This window comes from Gemmobacter lutimaris, assembly GCF_003570715.1.
Taxonomy (GTDB): domain Bacteria; phylum Pseudomonadota; class Alphaproteobacteria; order Rhodobacterales; family Rhodobacteraceae; genus Gemmobacter; species Gemmobacter lutimaris.
Genome location: NZ_QXXQ01000001.1, coordinates 570,264 through 589,164, shown reverse-complemented (window position 1 = coordinate 589,164; position 18,901 = coordinate 570,264). Strand labels below are relative to the sequence as shown.

Sequence of the window (18,901 nt, the reverse complement as noted above, 5' to 3'; positions counted from 1 at the left end):
TTCGGCCTCAGCGCATCTGGGCGTGCACGGCGTCAATGGCCGCCTGATTGAGCGTGATGCCGCCAATATCGGCCTCTGCCCGCGCAAACAGGGCAAAGGCATCCTGCGCCAGCGCCTGTTCGGCCTGCGCGGCAATCGCAGATTTCAGCGCGGCGGGGCCGTCGCCTTCCTGCGCGGCGGGGGCGATGCGGTCCAGTTGCACCAGTGCGACGAAATCCTTGGCCTCGATCACCTTCGCCTCGCCCTCGGTCATCGTGAACACGGCGGGCAACAGGCTGGGCGGGGCGCCTTCGACAAAACCATTGCGCGCGATTTCCGAGGTGACGCTGACCACGCCCAGCGTGCCGATGGAGGTTCCGGCGGCAACCTTGCCGCGCATCGTCTCCGCCTCGGCCATCAGGGCCGTGTGCAGCGCCTCGGCATGCCAGCCTGCCGTCACCGCCTCGCGCGCTTCATCAAAGGGAATGGGGGCGGCGGAGACGATCTGATCCAGCCGGATTGCCACCAGACCACCATCTTCCAGTGCGACGGCCTCGGGGAAATCGCCTTCTTTCACGGCATCGGCGGCCTCGCGGAAGGCCGGATAGGCCGCGATGCCCTCATCCGCGCCGGGGGCATAGTCGATGGTGCCAAGCTCCATCGCCTGTTCCTTCGCCAGATCCTCCAGCGTGGCGCCACCAGCCAGCGCGTCGTTGATCGTCTCGCTGCGATCAGTGATTGCCCGGCGCGCAGCGTCGGTCTGGTATTCCAGCGTGAGGATGTCACGCGCTTCTTCAAATGTGGTTTCCTGCGCCGCCAGCACGGCATTCATGCGGTAAAGCGCCGGGCCAAGGTCCGAGGGCAACGGACCAAGGACGCCGGGTTCGGCCATGGCAAAGATGTCGGCCCCCGCAGCGCCCAATTCGGCCTCGGTCACATCGCCCATGTCGATGTCGATCAGCTTTAGCCCGCGTTCCGCGACCAGCGCGTCGAAGGTTTCGCCCGCATCCAGCTTTGCCTTGGCGGCTTTCGCCTCGTCCTCGGTGCCGAAAACCAGCCGTTCGACCAGACGCCGCTCGGGCTTGACGAATTCCTCATGGCGCTGATCATACAGCTTTTTCAGTTCGGCATCATCGACCGGCATGGTTGCCGCCAGCGTTTCCGGCAGCAGCGAGACATAGGTGATGCGCTTGGCCTCGGGCTTGGTGAAAGCCGCGATATTGGCGTCGTAATAGGCTTTCAGCTCATCCTCGGTCGGTGCGGCCAAAGGCGTGGAAAGATCAGCCTCGGTCAGCACCAGCATCGAAAAGCCGCGCCGTTCGCCGATGAAATCGTAAAGTGTGCCGGTCATCGTGGCAGGGGCGACAAAGCCGCTCGCCACTGCACCCTGCACCAGCGCGCGGGCCAGATCATCGCGGATCTTCGCCTCGAACTCGGCTTCCGTCAGGTTGTTGCGGTCCAGCGTCATCTTGTAGGTCTGACGGTCGAAGCCGCCTGCCGCACCGTGGAACGTGGGCATGGCGGTGATTTCCTGCGCCACACGGGCGTCCCCGACCGAAACACCGATGCGGTCGGCGGCATCGTCCACAGCAGTCTGTGTTACCATTTGCTGCCGCACGCGGGCGTCGAGCCCCATGTCGCGGGCCTGCTGCATCGTCAGTTGCGTGCCTGCCTGGGCGCCAAGGGCATTCATTTCTGCCTGAAGCGCGCGGCCGTAGTCCTTCACGTCGATGTCACGTCCGCCGACCGATCCGATGGCCATCACCCGGCCGCCGTAGCTGGTAACCCCATAGCCGCCGAGGCCGGTCACCAGCATTGCCATGAGCAGCCAGACCATGACAGAGGCGCCCTTGCGTTTGCGTTTCGGGCTTTCGGTCTCGTCGTGTTTCGTCATGGCTCGCCTGTCGTTCAGGGGTTTGGCACGGTTCTATGCGCTCGCCCCCTGCCGGGCAAGGCCCGCACGCGCGGCTCAGCCGTGGAAACGGGCAAGGCGGCGGAACATTTCTGCGATTCCGGTGGCATCGACATTGGCAAAGGCGATGCGGAACTGGCGTGCCCCTTCGGGGTGGGTATCGGGCTGGAACATGGTGCCGGGCAGCATCAGCACCGCCTCTTCGCGCACCAGACGGCGGGCGATATCGGGCGATGCGGCGGCAAAGGGATGTTCGACATAGGCGAAATAGGCACCGCAGCCCAGAAGCCGCCAGCCCTCCAGCGCGCCGAAGCCGCCCTCCATCGCGGCGCGGCGGGCGAGGATCTCGCGCCGCTCGCCCTCGACCCAGTCGCGCAGGTTGCGCATGCCCCAAAGTGCGCCGATCTGGCCAAGCTGGCTGGGGCAGATGGCGACGGTATCAAGGAATTTCTCCACTTCCGCCAACCGGGCGCTGGCCGCCACGATGGCGCCCACGCGATGCCCGGTCAGCCGGTAAGCCTTGGAGAAGGAATAAAGGTGAATCAGCACGTCATCCCAGTCGGGATCGGTGAACAGATCATGCGGTCGCCCGCCGGTGGCGGGGCTGTGGCGGCTGTCGAAATCGCGGTAGGTCTCGTCAAGGATCAGCGCGATGCCGTGTGCGCGGCACAGATCGCGGAAGGCGGTGACCAATGCTGCGGGATATTCCACCCCGCCGGGGTTGTTCGGGCTGACCAGCGCAATGGCCCGTGTGCGCGGCCCGATCAGCGCGGCGGCCCTCTCGGGATCGGGCAGAAGCCCTTGGCCGGTCGGCAGCGGCACCGTGGTGACGCCCTGCATGTCCAGCCACATCTTGTGGTTGAAATACCACGGCGTCGGCAGAATCACCTCGTCCCCGGCGCCGGCGAGCGTGGACATCACCGCGGTAAAGGCCTGATTGCAGCCTTGGGTCACTGCGACCTGTGCGGGAAGGATCGTGCCGCCATAGGCCGCCGACCACTGCGCTGCGATTTCCTCGCGCAGGGCGGGCAGTCCCAGCACCGGGCCGTAAAGATGCGCCTGCGGATCGTTCAGCGCCGCATCCGCCAGCGCCTGCCGCAGCCCAAGTGGCGGGCTGTCCACCGGCGCGGCCTGGCTCACGTTGATCAGCGGGCGGTCGAGGCCGAACGCGATCCCCTCCAGCCAGCGTCGCGCCTCCATCACCGGGGGCGGGAAGGTGGCAGCCATGGCGGGATTGAGCGGCAGGGACATCGGGGCCTCTTCAGCTGCGGGTGTCGATGGGGAAGGGGGCTCTGCCCAAGATATTTGGCCTTCCCCCGGGATACTGGGACCAAAATAAAAGACTGAAGTGCCTTTATCCTGGCAGAAATATCCCCGGGGGTGAATTGCCACAGGCAAGAGGGGGCAGGCAGCCCCCTGATGCGTCAGTCGGTGCCGCGGAACGGTTGCACATATTGCAGCGCCATGTCCCAAGGGAAGAAGATCCAAGTGTCCTGGCTGACCTCGGTGATATAGGTATCGACCTGCGGCCGCCCCGAGGGCTTGGCGTAGACGGTGGCGAAATGCGCCTTCGGGTAAAGCTTTCGCACCATTTCCAGCGTCTTGCCGCTGTCCACAAGGTCATCAACGATCAGGATGCCGGTGCCGTCGCCCATCAGATCGGTCTGCGGGCTCTTGGTCACCACGGCCTCCATCTGGGCCTGATGGTTGTAGCTTTTCACTGAAATCGTATCGACGACACGAATGTCCAGCTCGCGTGAGACGATCATCGCGGGGACAAGGCCGCCGCGGGTGATGCCGACGACGGCTTTCCATGCGCCGCCTTCGCCGGGGCCCTTGCCATCCAGACGCCAGGCAAGCGCCCTGGCGTCGCGGTGGATCTGGTCCCAGCTGACGTGGAAGCCTTTTTCATGCGGCAGGCGGTCGATCATGCGTGGCCTCTTTCGCTGCGTTGATGCTGAGGGATCAGTCCTTGCGGCCGGTCACCACGTCGATGTCGGGGGCGTCTACCGCCTTCATCCCGACGACGTGATAGCCCGCATCCACATGCAGGTTTTCGCCCGTGGTGCCGCTGCCCAGATCAGACAGCAGGTAAAGGGCGGCCTTACCGACCTCTTCCTGCGTCACATTGCGACGCAGCGGCGAGTTCAGCTCGTTCCACTTCATGATATAGCGGAAATCGCCGATGCCGCTGGCGGCCAGCGTCTTGATCGGCCCGGCGGAGATCGCGTTGACGCGGATGCCGTCCTTGCCCAGATCCTCGGCCAGATACTTGACAGAAGCCTCCAGCGCCGCCTTGGCCACGCCCATGACATTGTAATGCGGCATGACCTTTTCGGCGCCGTAATAGGTCAGCGTCAGCAGGCTGCCGCCGGGGCCCATCATCGCGGTCGCGCGCTGGCAGACGGCGGTGAAGCTGTAGACCGAAATATCCATCGTCATGGTGAAATTGCCGCGCGTGGTATCGACGTAACGCCCGCGCAGTTCATTCTTGTCGGAAAAGCCGATGGCATGGACCACGAAATCGAGGCTGTCCCAGCGCGTCTTCAGCGTGGTGAACAGGCCATCGAGCGAGGTTTCGTCGCCCACATCGCATTCGGCCAGAAAATCCGACCCGACCGAAGCCGCCAGCGGCTCCACCCGTTTCTTCAGTGCCTCGCCCTGATAGGAAAAGGCAAGCTCCGCGCCCTGTTCCGCCGCCGCCTTGGCAATGCCCCAGGCGATTGACTTGTCATTGGCGAGGCCCATGATGAGCCCGCGCTTCCCGGCCAGCAGTCCGTTCGCCATTGTTCCCTCGTCTCAGTATTCAGGCTAGCCCCGAGGTTTAGGGCATACGCAGGGCCGCATCAAGGCGGCCTGTGCGGGCTTGGTGCGCATCGCGCTTGATGCCCGCCGCAGCGAATGGCAACCATGGCCCCGGCGCGCGGGGCGCCGGACGGCAGGAGACTGTGATGGACAGGACAGGTATTTTCGCGGGCGACAACCCTTTCGAGCTGGCGCAGGCGTGGCTGGCCGAGGCGGAACGGCAGGAGCCGAACGATCCCAATGCGATTGCGCTGGCCACGGTCGATCCGGCCGGATTGCCGAATGCACGCATGGTGCTGCTGAAGGAAATCGAGACGGCCGGCACGGGCGGTTTCGTGTTCTATACCAATTATGACAGCGCCAAGGGGCAGGAAATTGCGGCGTCGGGCAAGGCGGCTTTCGTGATGCACTGGAAAAGTCTGCGCCGGCAGATCCGGGTGCGCGGTCTGACCGAACGCGAGGAGGGGCCGCAGGCCGATGCCTATTACGCCAGCCGCAGCCTGAAATCCCGGCTGGGGGCGTGGGCAAGCCGTCAGTCGCAGCCGCTGGCCTCGCGGGCGACCCTGATGGCCGAGGTGGCTAAGGTCAGCGCCCTGAAAGGGCCAAATCCCGCCCGCCCGCCGTTCTGGGGCGGACTCCGTATCCTGCCGCTGGAAATCGAATTCTGGGCCGACGGGGCATTCCGCCTGCATGACCGTTTCCGCTGGACCCGTGCAACCCCTGCTTCCGAATGGGTTGTGGAGCGTCTCAACCCCTGACATTTTACGCTTCGTGAAATGCAGGGCGTAAACCAGAACGGTTTTTCGCTTGATCACGTCGCGCGATTGGCCGATTGACAGAGGCGAGGGACAACTGGGGAAACGGCTCTCATATGACTGAAGACAAGGATGCCGATGCGCAGCTCGTGCACGGCAAGGTAAAGTGGTTCGATCCGGCAAAGGGCTTCGGCTTCATTGTCGGCGAAGAAGGCGGGGCAGATATTCTGCTTCACGCCAATGTCCTGCGCAACTATGGGCAAAGCACGGTCGCGGACGGCACGGGGATTTCGGTTCTTGTGCAGAACACGCAGCGCGGAGTGCAGGCGGTGGAAGTGGTGAAGATCGAGCCGCCGGGCAGCACGTCCTTCCCGGTGGTGGAAGGGCAGGCTTCGGCCACGGCCGAAGAAATTGCCGCACGTCCGCTGGAGCCTGCGCGGGTAAAATGGTTCGACAAGGGCAAGGGCTTCGGCTTTGCCAATGTCTTTGGCCGGTCCGAGGATGTGTTCATCCACATCGAGGTGCTGCGTCAGTCCGGCTTTGCCGATCTGGCGGCGGGTGAGGCGGTCTGCTTGCGTATCATCGAGGGCAAGCGCGGCCGGATGGCGGTGCAGGTGGTGTCATGGGAAGCAGCCGTGCGTGGCGAGAAATCCTGACGGCGGTGGCGCTGTCAGGCCTGATGGCTGGCAGTGCGCTGGCTGGCGCCTGCGATCCGCAGGCGGTGGATTTGCGCGGGCCGTTTGGCAAGGCACACTTCACTGTAGAAGTGGCCGATGACACGTCTGAACGTGCGCGCGGGCTGATGTTCCGTGAACAGCTCGGCCGATCTGCCGGGATGCTGTTCGTTTATGACAGCCCGCAGCATGCGGTGTTCTGGATGAAAAACACCCTTCTGCCGCTGGACATGATCTTTGCCGATGCGACCGGGCGGGTGACGCAGGTGCATGCAAATGCGGTGCCTCAGGACGAGACGCCCATTGATGGCGGGAGCGGTGTGCGCTTCGTGCTGGAAGTAAACGCGGGTATGGCGGCCGCGATCGGAATCGCGCCGGGCGCCGAATTGCGTCATCCCGCCATCGCGCAGAATACGGCTGTCTGGCCTTGCGGGGCGGAATAGCTCTTTCCAAGCCCGCGCGACCCGGTTAGGAAGCGCCAAGTCGGGGCGTAGCGCAGCCTGGTAGCGCGACGGTTTTGGGTACCGTAGGTCGGAAGTTCGAATCTTCTCGCCCCGACCATTATCAAGCAGGTTCCGGGCCTATCCGGTTTGCACTTTTGTTCCGGATTCGGCCTGCCCGGTTTCGCGGCGCGTTCGTCAGGCATCTTTGGCGACAGCGCGACAGAGCGCTCGATCACCTCGCAGTTCCTGGCCGGAGCGCGCAAAGTGCCTTGCAGTCGCGCGGGTCAACTGTCCTTGTCGTCAGTGTCCGGGGTATCGGGCGCGTTCTCCGACGCGGCACCCTTGGGAAACGGATATTTGCGGAAGCCGAAGCCTTTGGCGCTCGGGCGTTTGGTTGCTGGCGTGCTCAGGAACTCCTTGAGATCCAGCGGTTTTTTGGGGGACGAGTATCCCATCATTTCTCTCCTCGAAATATGTCATGGAACTGGCCTGTCACCAGCGGAACGTGGAACAGCCCATCTGGGCAAGCATCCTGCGGGAGGGGCAATCCCCGGAAGGGAACCGCATGGCTGGATGCGCTCGCCTGATAACTAAAGCTTTGTTCATGGCCTGACCCATGTCGCCCATTTCTGGGAGCACATAGATCGGCCTATCGTGTCTTGTCGGTATCGCGTTCCTGACGCGCGGCCCTGAGGCGCGCGGTTTTCTCTGCGCGCGCCCTGGCCTCTTCTTCCAGCGCGTCCTTGGCGTTCAGTGTCGCCTTACCCATCAAGGGATTCGGACCCGAGGCAACAGCCTTGATTCCCGGAATGGTGGGCTTCAGAAGCTTGTCACCATGTCCTGTCTGCTTGGGAACGCCGGAGCCGAGGTTCTCCGGCGAAGAAGTCATCAGGCGAGCGCCAGATTGCAGGCCGATTGGCGGCCGTCACGCCCGGATTCGATGTCGAAAGTTACCTTTTGACCGTCTGCCAACTGGCGGATGCCTGCGCGCTCGACAGCCGAGATATGCAGAAACACATCCTTGCTGCCCTGTTCAGTCTCGATGAAGCCGAAACCTTTGGTGGTGTTGAACCATTTCACGGTGCCGTTGGCCATATCCGTGTTCTCCTGTAAATGCCGCCCGCAAGATCGCGGCAGCCCGGCAAAAGTCGATCCAGGTCGATCAACCGAAACCGGGTCAGCGGCAGCAGCATTTCGAAGAGAAAAAACATAAGCACTATTTAGATGGGCGTCGCACCGCCAGATTACAAGGATTCTTTTACGAGGTTCCGCCCTCGGCCCGGCCATTCTTGCCTTGCAAATATGCGGATTGCTGGGGGCTGAAGGGGCACGGGCTTTCGCGGCGGCTTGACGCGCCGCGCGGGATCGGAAACCGTGAAGCGCATGTTTCCGATCCGTGACCATAACCCTTCGGGGCGCACCCCCTACATCACCTGGACGCTGATCGCGGCCAATGTGGCGATCTTCATCAGCTACTGGCTGGTGCTGCCCGATGGCGCGGCGCTGGATGGGTTTTTCTACCGCTACGGGCTGGTGCCTGCCGATCTGACAGGGGGAGGCCATTACGGCGGGTTGCTGACCGCGATGTTCCTGCATGGCGGCTGGGCGCATCTGCTTGGGAACATGCTGTTTCTGTGGATCTTCGGTGACAATCTGGAAGACCAGTTCGGCCATGTGGGTTTTCTGGGCTTCTATCTGGCCTGTGGGCTGGCAGCGGCTTTCGCGCAGGTGGCGGCCGAACCGGCCTCGCCCATTCCGATGGTTGGTGCCTCGGGGGCGATTGCGGGCGTGATGGGGGGCTATCTGCTGCTGTTTCCGCGCGCGCGGGTCGATGTGCTGGTGATCTTCGTGATCTTCTTCCGCATCTTCGCCATTCCGGCCTGGGCGGTGCTGGGCATCTGGTTCGCGCTGCAACTGGTATCGGGCATCAGCACGCCGACGGATATGGGTGGCGTTGCTTATTGGGCGCATGCAGGCGGCTTTGTTGCCGGGTTCGTGCTGACGTTGACGCTGTGGCTCAGGCGCGGCGGCCCCGGCTTCTGGCGGCGGACCGAGGGACACCCGGCCCATCCGCCTGCCAATTACCGGCTGTCGCGCAGCCGGGTGCCGGTTGTCACGCGGCGCGGGCGCTGATCACTCGGCGCGGATGATCTTGCGGAAGGGCTCGAACAGGGCTTCGTTGGCGCAGATGACCGAGCCGCTTTCGAGGATGTCCTGCCCCTCCCGGATGCCCGACATCAGACCACCGGCCTCTTTCACCAGCAGGATACCGGCCGCGATGTCCCAGATCTTGTTGCCACGTTCCCAGAAGCCGTCATAACGCCCCGCCGCGACCCAGGCGAGATCCAGCGAGGCCGAGCCGAGCCGCCGCACCCCGGCAGTGGCGGGCATCAGCCGGGCGAGATCCTGAAACACGGCCGGCAGGCCGAGCTTTGCACCGAAAGGCACGCCGGTGGAAAACAGCGCCTCATGCAAGTGGCGACGGCCCGAGACGCGCAGGCGCTTGTCGTTCATCCAGGCCCCGGCCCCCCGTTCGGCCCAGTAAAGCTCATCCTTCGCGGCATCGAACACGACGGCCGAGGTGATCTCGCCCTTGTGTTCCAAAGCGATCGACACGGCCCAATGCGGGATGCCGTGCAGGAAGTTGGTGGTGCCGTCCAGCGGATCGACGATCCAGCGGCGGGTCGGGTCTTGCCCGGCTTCCTCGCCGGTTTCCTCGCCCAGCCAGCCATAGGTCGGGCGGGCGCCCATCAGTTCTTCCTTGATGATGCGTTCCGCCTCGCGGTCGGCCTTCGACACGAAGTCGCCCGGACCCTTGGCCGAGACCTGAAGGTTTTCCACCTCGCGGAAGTCTTTCACAAGGCTGCGGCCGGCCTTGCGGGCCGCCTTGATCATCACGTTCAGGTTGGCGCTGCCTTGCATCGGCTTTCCTCGGTTCGTTCGGTCATGTCGGATGTTCAAGCCGGGGCTTCTAGACCGGAATACGCGCTTTGTGAAGAGGGCGGGGCATTGTCTTGCATCCGGCCTTGCGCGGGGCAGATGTTATCAATCTGTCACGAAACCGTCATGTCGGCATGGTTTGTCTCGGCCTTGAACGACCGTGCGCAGGACAGGGGGCGGTGATGAACGGTGACGAGGATCTTCCGGGGCGTGACTGGCTGGCGGCAGAGCTGGCCGATACGCTGGACGAGGAATACGAGCTGGAACTGGAAGATGTGGCAATTTCTGCGGAAATCGCCCGAATCTACAAGGAAAAGCATCCGAACGCGCTGGACCGTGTCACTTACATGCATGCGCTGATCCGGCTTCAGTCGGAACTGATCAAGTTGCAGGACTGGGTGGTGCATTCCGGTGAAAAGGTCGTGGTTCTGTTCGAGGGGCGCGACTCGGCCGGGAAGGGCGGGGTGATCAAGCGTATCAGTCAGCGGCTGAATCCCCGGGTTGTCCGCACCGTGGCGCTGCCCGCCCCGACAGAACGCGAGCGCAGCCAGTGGTATTTCCAGCGTTATGTGCCGCATCTGCCGGCGGCGGGGGAAATCGTGCTGTTCGACCGAAGCTGGTACAACCGCGCCGGGGTCGAGCGGGTGATGGGCTTCGCCACCGAGGATCAGGTGGAAGAATTCTTCCGCGACGTGCCGGAATTTGAACGGATGCTGGTGCGCTCGGGCATCCGGCTGGTGAAGTATTGGTTTTCCATCACCGACGAGGAACAGCAGTTCCGCTTTCTCATGCGCATCCACGACCCGATGAAACAATGGAAGCTCAGCCCGATGGACCTGCAATCGCGGGTGCGGTGGGAACAATATACCAAGGCCAAGGAACAGATGTTCGCCCGAACTAATATCGCGGAGGCCCCGTGGTATATTGTGGAAGGCAATGACAAGAAGCGCGCGCGGCTGAACTGCATCGACCATTTCCTGAGCATGGTGCCCTATGGTCCGGTCCCGCACGAGGAAATCCATCTGCCGGATCGCGTGTTCAACCCGTCCTATGAACGGGCGGTGCTGCCGCCCGAACTGTATGTGCCGTCGAAATACTGAGCCTTACAGCAGGATGTCTGCGGCCGTCAGGCTGCTGACATCCAGCAGGCCGATGCGGAAATCGGCGAAACCGTCGCCATTGGTATCACCTTCGAGAATCTGACCGGCAAAGCGCAACTCGCCCGCTGTGCCACTGAAATCCTGCGCGCCGATGAAGTCGAACGCATCCTCGGCGCCGGTGGTGGCATCGGCATCAATGGCGCGCAGGTCGATTCGGTCGCCCTGCGCCGCATTGAAATCGGTCACGAGGTCGATGGCATCCGAGGCCATCGCGGCTTCGGCTGCGCTGCGCCAGACGAAGGTATCAGCGCCGCCGCGTCCGGTCATCTGGTCGAACCCTGCGCCGCCGGTCAGCACGTTCCGGCCATTGGTGCCAAACAGCGCATCGTCGGCCCCCGAGCCGATGGCGTTTTCGATGCCACGCAGGGTTTCAAAGCGATTGGCGCCAGTCTGCGTGCGGCCTGCGCCGAGATCGACAGTGACGCCGCTGCCGCCTTGGGTGAAATCGTCATCGCGGGCTTCATAGCTGATGGTATCGCGGCCCTTGCCGCCGATGAAGCTGTTCTGCCAGCCCACGGAATGGAAGATGTCATTGCCGGTGCCGCCCAGATAGCTGCTCTGGAAGGTCGAGACGGCGAAAGTGTCATTGCCCGCCCCGCCTGAAACGCGGTCGCCACGGTCGGTGGCGAAACTGCCAAAGCCGGTGCCGACATAAAGGTCATTGCCGCCGCCCAGCGTGATGACATTGCCCTGTTCGATCCGGCTGACCACAGTGTCATCGCCCGCGCCCGCGATCACACGGTTCAACCCGCCCAGATCGTCGTCGCGGTCCAGCAGCACGCTATCCTTGCCGCCGCCCATCATCAGCGTCAGCCGTGTGTTTTCGGGGGCAAAGCCCTGACGGAAGCTGTCGTCGCCATTGGTGAAACGGATCGTGCGGGCCATGGGTCTGTCTCCTCTTGCGTTGGAGCCAGAATGCCGCGTGGCGGGCATCGGTGCTGTTCCCGAGGAAACAGGCTCAGCCGCGTTGCAGTTTCACCGCCTCGGTGCGGCCCAGACGCAGGAAATGCGCCATATAGGGCTGGGTCGCATCTTCGCTGCGGGTCGCGGCATAAAGCCGTTTCGACGGATTCCCCGCCAATGGCCGCAACGCATAATCGGGATTGTCACGCACCCCGCGCAACACCCAGTCGGGCAAAACCGAAACCCCGCGGTTCGAGCCGACCAGCATCAGGATCACCGCAGTCAGTTCCGCCTGCCGATGCCCGCGGGGCTCTACCTTCGCTGGGGTCAGCAGTTCGGTGAACACGTCCAGCTTGTCGCGGCTGACAGGGTAAGTGATCAGCACCTGATCGCGCAGGTCTTCCGCCGTGATCGCGGATTTGCCCGCCAGCGGATTGGCGGAAGAGGCGACCAGCGTCGGATGGTAGTCGAACAGCGGGTTGAACACCACGCCTGGCAGGTCGGTCGGGTTCGAGGTGATGACCAGATCGACCTCTTCGCGGTCCAGCGCAGGGAAAGCATCGAAGGCCAGGCCTGCGCGGATGTCCACATCCACATCCGGCCAGGCGTGGCGGAACTTCTCCAGCACCGGGAACAGCCAGTCGAAACAGGCGTGACATTCCAGCGTGATATGCAGCCGCCCGGTCTTGCCCGCCCGCAGCGCGCGAAACTCGTCCTCCAGCGCCTCGACCTCGGGCAACACCTTGTCGGCCAGCCGCAGCATCCGCTGCCCAGCAGCGGAAAGCTTCAGCGGTTTTGACCGGCGCACGAACAGTTCAACGCCCGCCTGTTCCTCCAGCCCCTTTACCTGATGGCTCAGCGCCGATTGCGTCATGTTCAGCATGTCGGCGGCGCGGGCGAGGCCGCCGCAGTCATGGATGGCGCGGATGGTGCGCAGGTGGCGCAGCTCGAAATACATGAATCTGCCTCATGTTGATCTTGAGAATTATGAATTTGTCTCACGGGTCGCTTTCCGGCACAAGAGACACACCGCAAACACGGAGCAGATCATGACGACCCCGCGCATCTCGTTCGAGTTCTTCCCGCCCCAGACGCTGGATGCGTCGTTCAAGCTGTGGGAAACCGTGCAGATGCTGGCGCCGCTGCGTCCGACATTTGCCTCGGTCACCTACGGCGCGGGCGGCACCACCCGCAAGCTGACGCATGAGGCCGTCACCACCATCGGGCGCAACTACGGCCTGAACGTCGCGGCGCATCTGACCTGTGTGGAGGCGACGAAGGCCGAGACGCTGGAAATCGCGGCGGCCTATGCTGACGCCGGTGTGCGCGAAATCGTGGCGCTGCGCGGCGATGCGCCGAAGGGCGCGACCCGCTTCACCCCGCATCCCGAAGGCTTTGCCAACAGCGTGGAACTGATCGAGGCGCTGGCTGCCACCGGCAAGTTCACCCTGCGCGTCGGCGCCTATCCCGAGCCGCACCCCGATGCCGCCGATACGCTGGCCGATGTGCGCTGGCTGAAGCGCAAGCTGGATGCCGGTGCAACCTCGGCCATCACCCAGTTCTTTTTCGAGGCCGAAACCTTCCTGCGCTTCCGCGATCTTTGCGCCAAGGAAGGCATCACCGCCCCGATCATCCCCGGTATCCTGCCGATCGAGAATTTCGCGGGCGTCAAGAAATTCGCCGCGCGCTGCGGCGCACAGGTGCCGCAATGGCTCGATGATGCCTATGCCACCGCAAAACGCGACGGCCGCGAGGAACTGCTGTCGGTCGCGCTGTGCACAGAACTTTGTGACGAACTGATTTCGGAAGGGGTGGAAGACCTGCACTTCTACACCCTGAACCGTCCGCATCTGACGCGCGATGTCTGTCACGCGCTGGGCATCTCTCCCGAGGTGGCGCTGGAAAAGGTGGCCTGACAGGCCCTTTCCGGCAAACCTGCGCCCGGTCCCTTGCGGTCCGGGCGTTTTTTTATGCAGGCATCCGGCGCGGGGCGGCGCGCGGGATCAGGCGCAAACCCAGCAAGGCGAGGATGGCGCCCATGTAGATCAGTGGCTCGGCGGGCCAGGCCTTGACCAGCAGGATGAAATGCAGCCCCGCCAGTGCGGCGGCGGGGTAGGTCAGCCAGTGCAGCCGCTGCCATGCGGCGGCGCCCATCCGGCGGATCGCGGCATTGTTCGAGGTGACGGCCAGCGGCAGCAGCATCAGGAAAGCCGCAAAGCCCACAATGATATAGGGCCGCTTCACCAGATCGGCGCCGATTTCCGACCAGCGGAATTGCAGGTCCAGCGTGATCCAGACCAGCAGATGCAGCGTGGCATAGACGAAGGCCAGCACGCCGATCTGGCGCCGGAAGCGGATGAGGTTCAGCCCGGCAAAGCGGCGCAGCGGTGTGATGCAAAGCCCCGCCACGATCAGTTGCAGCGCAACCTCGCCGACGCGGTGCTCGATGGTCTTGACCGGATCGACGCCCAGATTTCCGGTGAAGACATCAATGACCAGCAGCAGCGCGGGCAGCACCCCCAAGGTGTAGACCATCCAGGGGCGCACCGGGCGCAGGCCCCGGTGGATCGTATCGCGCAGCATCAGTAATCCCTCGCCAGATCCTGCTCCTTGTAAAGATCGGCCACCAGATCCCCGTAACCATTGAACTTTTGCGTATCGACCCTTGATGCGAACAGGCCCGCACCGATGCGGCGCTCGGACGCCTGCGACCAGCGCGGGTGATCCACCTCCGGGTTCACATTGGCATAAAAGCCGTATTCCTTGGGCTGAAGCGCGTTCCAGGTTGTGTAGGGCATGCGGTCGGTCAGTGTGATCTTCACCAGCGATTTCGCGGATTTGAACCCGTATTTCCACGGCACCACCAGTCGGATCGGCGCGCCGTTCTGGTTGGGCATCGGCTCGCCATAGATCCCGGTCGCCAGAAGGGTCAGCGGGTGCATCGCCTCGTCCATACGCAGCCCCTCGCGGTAGGGCCAGTCCAGCAGACCGGCCTTGACGCCCGGCATTTCCTCGGGCCGGGCCAGCGAGGTGAACTGCACGAATTTCGCGCCGGGTTGCACGCCGACGCGATCCAGCACATGCGAAAGCTGCACCCCGTTCCACGGGATCACCATCGACCACGCCTCGACACAGCGGAAGCGGTAGATGCGTTCCTCGACCGGCAGACCCTTCAGCAGATCGACAAGGTCGTAGCTGCCGGGGCGATCCACCAGCCCGTCAACCTCCACCGCCCAAGGGGAGGTGGTCAGCTTGCCCGCGTGGGCCGCGGGGTCGGTCTTGTCGAAACCGAATTCGTAGAAATTGTTGTAGCTGGTGATGTCCTCAAGGCTGTTTGGCGCCTCGTCGGTGGAATAGGGGCCGGTCGCGGCCAGTGCGGGGCTGGCCGCCAGCGCCGCGCCCATGGTCATCATCAGATGCCTGCGGTTCAGCCAGCCGGCCTTCGGGGTGACATCGGCCCAGCCGAGCCCGGAATTGTAGCGTTGCGCCATTGCGGTGCCTCCTGTCGCTTTTCCTATTCTACGGTCAGGAGGAGGTGAAAGTTACACCCTTCACGCGATCGTGCGCGGGGCACGGTCCGAAAGATCCAGCCACAGCCGCGCCAAGGCGGCCTCGGCCGTTTCCAGCCCGCCGTTTTCCACCCCGGCGGACCAGAGCGCGGCTCCGGCGGCATAGGCTCCCGGCTCCAGCCCGCCGCGCAGGCACTGGCTGACCGCGCGGATACGGCAGCCGCGCGCCGTGGCGCGGGCCACTGACGCCACAATTGCGGGGTCGGACATCATGGTTCCGGCACCAAAGACCCGCAGCACGGCGGCATCCAGTACCTCCAGCGCCGCCTCCAGCATCGCGGCGGGTATGCCGGGCGACAGGCTGAGGATGGCAAGGCGCTTGTTTTCGTCAAACGGCGCCGGATGCGGCACACGCGGCACGGGCGCGGGCTGGGGCAGGGCGGTGAAGGCATCCGGCGCATGGCTGTCGGTCTTGGCAAGACTGCCCGCAGGCAGCAGCGCGCCACCAAGCGCCAGAAACACCCCGGCGCCCGGTTCGGCCAGCGCGGTCACCGCAAGGTCCAGATTGGCCTCGGCATCGCCACCCATGCCCAGCGGCACCATGGCGCCGCAGATCACCAGCCGCCGCCCCGACCCGGCCAGTGCCTGATCCAGCGCCGCGCCGGTATAGGCCAGCGTATCGGTGCCATGGGTCAGCAGGACCGCCCGGCCCGGATGATCCGCCATCAGCGTCAGGATGCGGTTCCATTCCGCCGGGCCGACATCGGCGCTGTCGCGCAGGGGGGCAAAGACCTCGGCCACCAGATCGGTGCCCTTCGGCAGCCGCGCGGCCAGCGCCGTCTCGACCAGCCCCGGCGCGGGGTGCAGCCCGTCCGGCCCCGGCGCCATGCCGATGGTGCCGCCGGTATGGATCAGTAGCAGCTTCATCCGCCCTCCCGTTTTCCATCGCTTGCCATGCCTGCCTGCGCGGGGCAAGCCATCTGGCCAGTGGGGGCGGGCATTGCTATCCTGCCCACGATCCAGTGCAACGGGCAGACATGAAACCGATCCATATCCTCAACGGGCCGAACCTCAACCTGCTGGGCAAGCGCCAGCCCGAGGTTTACGGCCATGAAACGCTGACTGATGTCGAGGCGCGCTGCGCCGCGCTGGCCGCCGATCTGGGGGTGGCGCTGCATTTCGCGCAGTCGAACCACGAGGGCGCGATTGTCGAGATGATCCATGCCGCGCGTGACGCCGCCTCGGCCATCGTCATCAACCCGGCCGCCTATACCCATACTTCGGTCGCCATTCTGGATGCGCTGAACGCCTTCGACGGGCCGGTGATCGAGGTGCATATCTCGAACGTCCACAAGCGGGAAAGCTTTCGCCATCACTCCTACGTCTCGCTGCGCGCGGACGGGGTGATCGCGGGCTGCGGAACCGAGGGCTATTTGCTGGCGCTGCGGCGTGTGGTGTCGCTGCTGCGGGCGGGCTAGGCGGGGTGGAAAGCTTTCGCTGGCATCCGGCAGCGCGGGCGGCGGATGCGCGCGGCGCGGTGTGCGACCGGGCGCTGCCGGGGGCAGCGGTTCTGGCGGACCGCCCGGCGCTGGCCGCCCTGCAGTCTGCCATCGGGCATCCGGCGTTCCGTATCGGGGCGACGGAGGCCCCGACGCCCGAACCTGGCAGGGTGCCGGTGTTTGAAACCCTGACCGGCGGCACCTCGGGCGCGCCAAAGCGTATCCGCCGCACGCAGGAATCCTGGATTGCCAGTTTCGCGGTGAATGCCCGGCTGTTCGGCATCGGACCGGGCACGCGGGTTGCGGTTCTGGGGCGCCTGGTGCATTCGCTGGCGCTTTATGGCGCGGTGGAGGCGCTGCATCTGGGCGCGGAGCTGCATCTGCTGGACGGTCTGCGCCCCGACCGGCAGCGTGCGGCGCTGGCAGCGCGCAATGTCGATGTGCTTTACGCCACACCTGCGCAACTGCGTCTGCTGACGGAGGCAGGCGGCGCGCTGCCCGATCTGCGCCATGTCGTCGTCGGCGGATCGAAGCTCGATCCGGGGCTGCGGGCGGCGTTGGCCGCTCTGGGTCCGGCGCGGGTAACCGAGTTTTACGGCGCGGCGGAGGCGAGTTTCATCGCCATGGCGGATGAAACGACCCCGCCCGACAGCGTGGGGTGGCCCTATCCCGGTGTTGAATTGCGCTGCGATTCCGAAGGCTTATCCGTTCGCTCGCCCTATCTGGCCGAAGGCTATGCCGGGGGCGGGGCCGGGGGTGAATGGCGCGACGGCTGGTTGCATCTGGATGAATTTGCCGAGTTGCGCGACGGCGCGCTGTTCCTGCGTGGACGGGCCGGGCGGCGGGTGAAGATTGCCGATCAGAGCGTGTTCCCCGAGGAAATCGAACTGGCGCTGCTGGGCCTGCCCGGTGTGACGCGCGCCGCTGTTCTGCCGGTGGCCGATGGATTGCGCGGGCAGGTTCTGGTGGCGGTTTTGGTCGGAGACCGGGCAGCAGAGCCTGCAATCCTTCCCGCCTTGCGTGCCGGTTTCGGCCCGCTGGCCGCACCGCGCCGGCTGATCTGGCGTGACGACTGGCCCGAGCTGCCCTCGGGCAAGACTGACCTCTCAGCGCTGGCGCGGGATCTGCCCGATGACTGAACCCTGCCTGATCGCTGCCCGCCGCAGCCCGGTGATGCCGCGTGGCGGTGCCTTCGCCGGTCTTGCCCTGCATGAACTGGTCGCGCCGGTAATTGCCGCCGTTCTGGATGATGCGGGCATCGCGCCGGATCAGGTGGACGAGTTGATCCTGTCGAACGCGCTGGGGGCGGGCGGCAATCCGGCGCGGCTGGCGGCGCTGGCGGCGGGTTTGCCAGAGCGCGTTGCGGGGCTGAGCATCGACCGCCAGTGCGCGGGCGGGCTGGATGCCATCGGCCTTGCGGCGGCGCTGGTGGCGTCCGGGCAGGCAAGGGTGGTGCTGGCGGGGGGGGGTGAAAGCTATTCGCGCCGCCCCCTGCGGCTGGCACAGGCGCCCGGTCAGGCGCCGCAACCTTATGACCGCCCACCCTTCACCCCATGGCCCGACCGTGATCCGGACATGACCGATGCCGCCGCCGCACTGGCCGACCGGCTGGGGATTTCCGCCACGCGCCAGCAGGCATGGGCCGTGCGCAGCCACACCCTTGCCCGCGCCAGCGCGCAGCCGGAAATCGTGCTCGTCTCGGGGCAGGACAGGGATGGTTTCACCCGCGCGCTGACCCCGGCGCTGGCGGCCCGCGCACCACGTCTGGCGGGCAGCGTCAATGCCGCGACCACGGCGGTGGAGGCCGACGGCGCAGCTTTCGCGCTGGTCGTAGCGCCGGACATCGCGGCAAGGGCACGTCGCAGCCTGCGCATCCGCGCCTGTGCGACGCTGGGTGCCGCACCGGAAGAGCCGGGCCTTGCCCCGGTCGCCGCCATCCGCCGGGTGCTGGCCCGGACCGGCCTCGCATCCGATGGGCTGGAACGGATTGAGCTGATGGAAGCCTATGCCGTGCAAGCCCTTGCCTGCATGGACACCTGCGACCTGCCGGAAGAGCGCGTCAACCCCGGCGGGGGCGCATTGGCGTGGGGCCACCCTATCGGTGCTTCGGGCACCATTCTGGCCGCAAGGCTGTTTCACGGCCTGCAACACGGCCCCGGCCTTGCCGCCATCGCGGCGGCGGGGGGCATCGGCTCGGCGCTGGTTCTGCAAGCCTGAGCGCGCTTGGGGGCTGCGGCCTCCCCCGGGATATTTGGACCAAGATAAAGATCCGGATGGGCTTTTACCTTGCGGAAATATCCCCGGGGGTGAATTGCCGCAGGA

At 64.9% G+C, this 18,901-nt stretch carries 22 protein-coding genes and 1 tRNA gene; 10 read left to right on the top strand and 13 right to left on the bottom strand.

Going from position 1 to position 18,901, the window contains the following annotated elements; genetic code table 11:
- Positions 1-7: 7 nt before the first annotated feature.
- From D2N39_RS02765 to fabI, 4 genes are all read right to left on the bottom strand, one after another.
- The gene (locus D2N39_RS02765; RefSeq protein WP_119133236.1) at positions 8-1,873 is read right to left on the bottom strand and encodes a peptidyl-prolyl cis-trans isomerase; all 1,866 of its coding nucleotides are present in this window, start codon (positions 1,871-1,873) and stop codon (positions 8-10) included.
- A 75-nt stretch (positions 1,874-1,948) separates the two neighbouring features.
- Complete coding sequence (locus D2N39_RS02760; RefSeq protein WP_119133235.1) at positions 1,949-3,142, bottom strand: aminotransferase; 1,194 nt, start codon at positions 3,140-3,142, stop codon at positions 1,949-1,951.
- 173 nt (positions 3,143-3,315) lie between these two features.
- Positions 3,316-3,822 carry a xanthine phosphoribosyltransferase gene (gene gpt, locus D2N39_RS02755; RefSeq protein WP_119133234.1) on the bottom strand — a complete coding sequence of 169 codons (507 nt, stop codon included), beginning with the start codon at positions 3,820-3,822 and terminating at the stop codon, positions 3,316-3,318.
- Between the two features lie 34 nt (positions 3,823-3,856).
- Positions 3,857-4,678: an enoyl-ACP reductase FabI gene (fabI, locus tag D2N39_RS02750; protein WP_119133233.1), complete on the bottom strand. Its 822-nt coding sequence runs from the start codon at positions 4,676-4,678 to the stop codon at positions 3,857-3,859.
- Between the two features lie 161 nt (positions 4,679-4,839).
- Here fabI and pdxH point away from each other — a divergent pair, with 161 nt between their 5' ends.
- The 4 genes from pdxH to D2N39_RS02730 all read left to right on the top strand — a co-directional run bounded on the left by pdxH (position 4,840) and on the right by D2N39_RS02730 (position 6,686).
- Complete coding sequence (gene pdxH / locus D2N39_RS02745) at positions 4,840-5,454, top strand: pyridoxamine 5'-phosphate oxidase (RefSeq protein ID WP_119133358.1); 615 nt, start codon at positions 4,840-4,842, stop codon at positions 5,452-5,454.
- Between the two features lie 113 nt (positions 5,455-5,567).
- A complete protein-coding gene (locus tag D2N39_RS02740; protein WP_119133232.1) occupies positions 5,568-6,107 on the top strand; it encodes a cold-shock protein in 540 nt (179 codons plus the stop codon).
- The gene (locus D2N39_RS02735; RefSeq protein WP_119133231.1) at positions 6,074-6,568 is read left to right on the top strand and encodes a DUF192 domain-containing protein; all 495 of its coding nucleotides are present in this window, start codon (positions 6,074-6,076) and stop codon (positions 6,566-6,568) included. Before D2N39_RS02740 ends, D2N39_RS02735 begins: the two co-directional genes overlap by 34 nt.
- Before the next feature lie 41 nt (positions 6,569-6,609).
- Positions 6,610-6,686: transfer RNA gene (locus tag D2N39_RS02730), tRNA-Pro, on the top strand.
- A 166-nt stretch (positions 6,687-6,852) separates the two neighbouring features.
- Here D2N39_RS02730 and D2N39_RS23085 read toward each other — a convergent pair.
- The 3 genes from D2N39_RS23085 to D2N39_RS02720 all read right to left on the bottom strand — a co-directional run bounded on the left by D2N39_RS23085 (position 6,853) and on the right by D2N39_RS02720 (position 7,663).
- Complete coding sequence (locus tag D2N39_RS23085) at positions 6,853-7,023, bottom strand: hypothetical protein (RefSeq protein ID WP_233557033.1); 171 nt, start codon at positions 7,021-7,023, stop codon at positions 6,853-6,855.
- A gap of 194 nt (positions 7,024-7,217) precedes the next feature.
- Complete coding sequence (locus D2N39_RS02725) at positions 7,218-7,457, bottom strand: hypothetical protein (RefSeq protein WP_119133230.1); 240 nt, start codon at positions 7,455-7,457, stop codon at positions 7,218-7,220.
- A complete protein-coding gene (locus D2N39_RS02720; RefSeq protein WP_119133229.1) occupies positions 7,457-7,663 on the bottom strand; it encodes a cold-shock protein in 207 nt (68 codons plus the stop codon). The genes D2N39_RS02725 and D2N39_RS02720 overlap by 1 nt, the downstream gene beginning before the upstream one ends.
- A 288-nt stretch (positions 7,664-7,951) precedes the next feature.
- On the opposite strand from D2N39_RS02720, the gene D2N39_RS02715 reads away from it, so the two are divergent.
- Positions 7,952-8,701 carry a rhomboid family intramembrane serine protease gene (locus D2N39_RS02715; protein ID WP_119133357.1) on the top strand — a complete coding sequence of 250 codons (750 nt, stop codon included), beginning with the start codon at positions 7,952-7,954 and terminating at the stop codon, positions 8,699-8,701.
- On the opposite strand, the gene D2N39_RS02710 is transcribed toward D2N39_RS02715, so the two are convergent.
- Positions 8,702-9,490, bottom strand: a complete 789-nt coding sequence (locus D2N39_RS02710) for an inositol monophosphatase family protein (RefSeq protein WP_119133228.1) — start codon at positions 9,488-9,490, stop codon at positions 8,702-8,704. It lies immediately after the preceding gene.
- 200 nt (positions 9,491-9,690) lie between these two features.
- Between D2N39_RS02710 and ppk2 the strand changes: the two genes are divergently transcribed.
- The gene (gene ppk2 / locus D2N39_RS02705; RefSeq protein ID WP_119133227.1) at positions 9,691-10,608 is read left to right on the top strand and encodes a polyphosphate kinase 2; all 918 of its coding nucleotides are present in this window, start codon (positions 9,691-9,693) and stop codon (positions 10,606-10,608) included.
- A gap of 3 nt (positions 10,609-10,611) precedes the next feature.
- Here ppk2 and D2N39_RS02700 read toward each other — a convergent pair whose 3' ends face one another.
- A complete protein-coding gene (locus tag D2N39_RS02700; RefSeq protein ID WP_158589763.1) occupies positions 10,612-11,553 on the bottom strand; it encodes a calcium-binding protein in 942 nt (313 codons plus the stop codon).
- A 73-nt stretch (positions 11,554-11,626) separates the two neighbouring features.
- Positions 11,627-12,529: a LysR family transcriptional regulator gene (locus D2N39_RS02695; RefSeq protein WP_119133225.1), complete on the bottom strand. Its 903-nt coding sequence runs from the start codon at positions 12,527-12,529 to the stop codon at positions 11,627-11,629.
- Between the two features lie 91 nt (positions 12,530-12,620).
- On the opposite strand from D2N39_RS02695, the gene metF reads away from it, so the two are divergent.
- Entirely contained in the window at positions 12,621-13,487 is an 867-nt protein-coding gene (gene metF, locus D2N39_RS02690) for a methylenetetrahydrofolate reductase [NAD(P)H] (RefSeq protein ID WP_119133356.1), read from the top strand.
- Between the two features lie 52 nt (positions 13,488-13,539).
- On the opposite strand, the gene msrQ is transcribed toward metF, so the two are convergent.
- Genes msrQ through D2N39_RS02675 form a run of 3 tightly spaced genes read right to left on the bottom strand, consistent with a single transcriptional unit; the run spans position 13,540 to position 16,007 of the window.
- Positions 13,540-14,154 (bottom strand): protein-methionine-sulfoxide reductase heme-binding subunit MsrQ, encoded by a 615-nt coding sequence (gene msrQ / locus D2N39_RS02685; RefSeq protein WP_119133224.1) that lies wholly within the window; start codon positions 14,152-14,154, stop codon positions 13,540-13,542.
- Positions 14,154-15,062: a protein-methionine-sulfoxide reductase catalytic subunit MsrP gene (gene msrP / locus D2N39_RS02680; protein WP_119133223.1), complete on the bottom strand. Its 909-nt coding sequence runs from the start codon at positions 15,060-15,062 to the stop codon at positions 14,154-14,156. Before msrP ends, msrQ begins: the two co-directional genes overlap by 1 nt.
- A 60-nt stretch (positions 15,063-15,122) precedes the next feature.
- Positions 15,123-16,007 (bottom strand): asparaginase domain-containing protein, encoded by an 885-nt coding sequence (locus tag D2N39_RS02675; protein WP_119133222.1) that lies wholly within the window; start codon positions 16,005-16,007, stop codon positions 15,123-15,125.
- 110 nt (positions 16,008-16,117) lie between these two features.
- On the opposite strand from D2N39_RS02675, the gene aroQ reads away from it, so the two are divergent.
- From aroQ to D2N39_RS02660, 3 genes are read left to right on the top strand one after another with little or no spacing between them, the layout of a single operon-like run.
- Positions 16,118-16,558, top strand: a complete 441-nt coding sequence (gene aroQ, locus D2N39_RS02670) for a type II 3-dehydroquinate dehydratase (RefSeq protein WP_119133221.1) — start codon at positions 16,118-16,120, stop codon at positions 16,556-16,558.
- Between the two features lie 5 nt (positions 16,559-16,563).
- Complete coding sequence (locus D2N39_RS02665; RefSeq protein WP_119133220.1) at positions 16,564-17,718, top strand: AMP-binding protein; 1,155 nt, start codon at positions 16,564-16,566, stop codon at positions 17,716-17,718.
- Positions 17,711-18,796 carry a thiolase family protein gene (locus tag D2N39_RS02660; protein ID WP_119133219.1) on the top strand — a complete coding sequence of 362 codons (1,086 nt, stop codon included), beginning with the start codon at positions 17,711-17,713 and terminating at the stop codon, positions 18,794-18,796. Before D2N39_RS02665 ends, D2N39_RS02660 begins: the two co-directional genes overlap by 8 nt.
- The last annotated feature ends 105 nt before the right edge of the window (positions 18,797-18,901 follow it).

Coding starts and splice junctions, on each gene's coding strand:
- D2N39_RS02735 (WP_119133231.1), top strand. CDS start 6,074: ATGGGAAGCAGCCGTGCGTGGCGAGAAATCCTGACGGCGGTGGCGCTG.
- fabI (WP_119133233.1), bottom strand. CDS start 4,678: ATGGCGAACGGACTGCTGGCCGGGAAGCGCGGGCTCATCATGGGCCTC.
- D2N39_RS02765 (WP_119133236.1), bottom strand. CDS start 1,873: ATGACGAAACACGACGAGACCGAAAGCCCGAAACGCAAACGCAAGGGC.
- D2N39_RS02675 (WP_119133222.1), bottom strand. CDS start 16,007: ATGAAGCTGCTACTGATCCATACCGGCGGCACCATCGGCATGGCGCCG.
- gpt (WP_119133234.1), bottom strand. CDS start 3,822: ATGATCGACCGCCTGCCGCATGAAAAAGGCTTCCACGTCAGCTGGGAC.
- D2N39_RS02760 (WP_119133235.1), bottom strand. CDS start 3,142: ATGTCCCTGCCGCTCAATCCCGCCATGGCTGCCACCTTCCCGCCCCCG.
- ppk2 (WP_119133227.1), top strand. CDS start 9,691: ATGAACGGTGACGAGGATCTTCCGGGGCGTGACTGGCTGGCGGCAGAG.
- D2N39_RS02725 (WP_119133230.1), bottom strand. CDS start 7,457: ATGACTTCTTCGCCGGAGAACCTCGGCTCCGGCGTTCCCAAGCAGACA.
- D2N39_RS02715 (WP_119133357.1), top strand. CDS start 7,952: ATGTTTCCGATCCGTGACCATAACCCTTCGGGGCGCACCCCCTACATC.
- D2N39_RS02720 (WP_119133229.1), bottom strand. CDS start 7,663: ATGGCCAACGGCACCGTGAAATGGTTCAACACCACCAAAGGTTTCGGC.
- D2N39_RS02695 (WP_119133225.1), bottom strand. CDS start 12,529: ATGTATTTCGAGCTGCGCCACCTGCGCACCATCCGCGCCATCCATGAC.
- D2N39_RS02700 (WP_158589763.1), bottom strand. CDS start 11,553: ATGGCCCGCACGATCCGTTTCACCAATGGCGACGACAGCTTCCGTCAG.
- msrP (WP_119133223.1), bottom strand. CDS start 15,062: ATGGCGCAACGCTACAATTCCGGGCTCGGCTGGGCCGATGTCACCCCG.
- D2N39_RS23085 (WP_233557033.1), bottom strand. CDS start 7,023: ATGGGATACTCGTCCCCCAAAAAACCGCTGGATCTCAAGGAGTTCCTG.
- D2N39_RS02660 (WP_119133219.1), top strand. CDS start 17,711: ATGACTGAACCCTGCCTGATCGCTGCCCGCCGCAGCCCGGTGATGCCG.
- D2N39_RS02710 (WP_119133228.1), bottom strand. CDS start 9,490: ATGCAAGGCAGCGCCAACCTGAACGTGATGATCAAGGCGGCCCGCAAG.
- aroQ (WP_119133221.1), top strand. CDS start 16,118: ATGAAACCGATCCATATCCTCAACGGGCCGAACCTCAACCTGCTGGGC.
- D2N39_RS02740 (WP_119133232.1), top strand. CDS start 5,568: ATGACTGAAGACAAGGATGCCGATGCGCAGCTCGTGCACGGCAAGGTA.
- metF (WP_119133356.1), top strand. CDS start 12,621: ATGACGACCCCGCGCATCTCGTTCGAGTTCTTCCCGCCCCAGACGCTG.
- msrQ (WP_119133224.1), bottom strand. CDS start 14,154: ATGCTGCGCGATACGATCCACCGGGGCCTGCGCCCGGTGCGCCCCTGG.